Source organism: Heyndrickxia ginsengihumi (assembly GCF_011008565.1).
In the GTDB taxonomy this organism is placed as follows: Bacteria; Bacillota; Bacilli; order Bacillales; family Bacillaceae_C; genus Weizmannia; species Weizmannia ginsengihumi.
Window position 1 is genome coordinate 1 of sequence record NZ_JAAIWK010000055.1, and the last position, 1,621, is coordinate 1,621.

The window sequence follows — 1,621 nt, forward strand, 5'->3', positions numbered from 1 at the left end:
TGAACTGCCCCCTGTCAAGTAGACAGTGGAAATAATAAAAATGATTTAAGCGGCTTTAGCTCTATATTCCATCGGGCTAAGGCCGTTTAATCGTTTTTGGTATCTTTCATGATTATAAAAATGGATGTATTCATCTATTGCCAGAGAAAGTTCCTCAAATGTCTTATATTGATGTAAATAATACTTCTCACATTTCAGTGTTCCCCAAAAAGATTCCATTGGCCCATTATCAATACACCGACCAACTCGTGACATACTTTGTGTCATCTTTACTGCGTCTATCTTACGTTTAAATCCTTTGGAAGTGTACTGGAACCCACGATCACTATGAATAAGTGGATGTTCTCCATCTAATAATACTATCGCTTGGTCAAGCGTCTTGAATACAAGTTGATTATTATTGGAATGTCCTAAAACATAACTTACAATTGATCCATCATAAAGATCACGAATCGCACTTAAATAAGCCTTCTTCGATTGGCCATACTTAAATTCTGTTACATCTGTAACCCATTTTTCATTTGGTTTTTCCGCGGTAAATTCCCGATCTAATATGTTTTCTGCCACATGTTGAGGTGTAGAGCGTTTATATTGCTTCTTCTTGACACGAATGACAGAACGTAATCCAGCCATTTTCATCAGTCGATAGATTCTTTTATGATTAAGTTCCTCTTCGAACTTTCTATTCATATGAAGGGTCATTTGACGATAACCAAATATGCCATCAACTTTTTCATGGAGAATTTTCATCTCTTTGATGATTTCTTCATTCAGTAATTCTCGGAATGAAGGGGTACGATTAAGCCACTTATAGTATGCAGATCGTGCAATACCTGCAATTTCACAAAGTAAACTAACGCTTAAACCTTCGTTCTGGTGAAGCTCTTGAATAGCGACATACTTATCCTTAAATCGGATTTGGCTTAGTTTCGCCTCCTTTCGATCTCCTCTAACTTTTTTAAGAATAAGTTCTCCGCACGTAACCGTTCATTTTCTCTTTCTACCTTTTTCATTTGAAGTTTGAATTTCTCTTCTGGAGTCAGCTTAGCTTCTTCTTTCTTATTCCCACGTCTATCTTTCAGCGCTTCATCCCCGCCATCTTCATACTTCCTAACCCATTGATAGACTTGTTGATAAGAAACATTATAAGTATTAGCTGCTTCTTGATAATCTTTTCCGTTCTCCAAGCAGTCAAGTACAATTTGTATTCGTTCTTCCCAAGTCGTTTTTCTTCCTTTAGTCATAGAGTTCGTCCTTCCTTTTGACGTATCCTTTAAATCCCTATGACTATTATACTTCTTTATCCAACCTCTGAGGACAGAAGCATCCGATATTTCATACAATCTAGCAACCTCACGTATAGAATACTTCCCAGACAGACAATCTCTAATGGCAGCTAGCTTCAATTCCTTAGAATACTTTTTCCAAGTAGAAGACTCTTTTAGACCCTCCAAACCATACTGATCATACTTGTGTTTCCAGTCCAAAATCGTTGAATGATGCACGTTATATTTTGACTCAAGATCATATGTTGAATAATGCTCATCTAATTCCTTTAATATCTCGTATTTCTCTTCTGCAGAGTAAGATCTTTTGGACATAACAAATACTCCCCCATAAG

1 protein-coding gene is annotated in these 1,621 nt (G+C 36.6%); it reads right to left on the reverse strand.

What is annotated here, in order from left to right; genetic code table 11:
- Nucleotides 1-45: 45 nt before the first annotated feature.
- Nucleotides 46-1,601 (reverse strand): IS3 family transposase gene (locus tag G4D61_RS17775; protein WP_163174635.1). Its coding sequence is split into 2 segments (ribosomal slippage): nt 46-971 and nt 971-1,601, totalling 1,557 coding nucleotides; the frame shifts between segments, so codons are not numbered across the junction.
- Nucleotides 1,602-1,621: the final 20 nt, after the last annotated feature.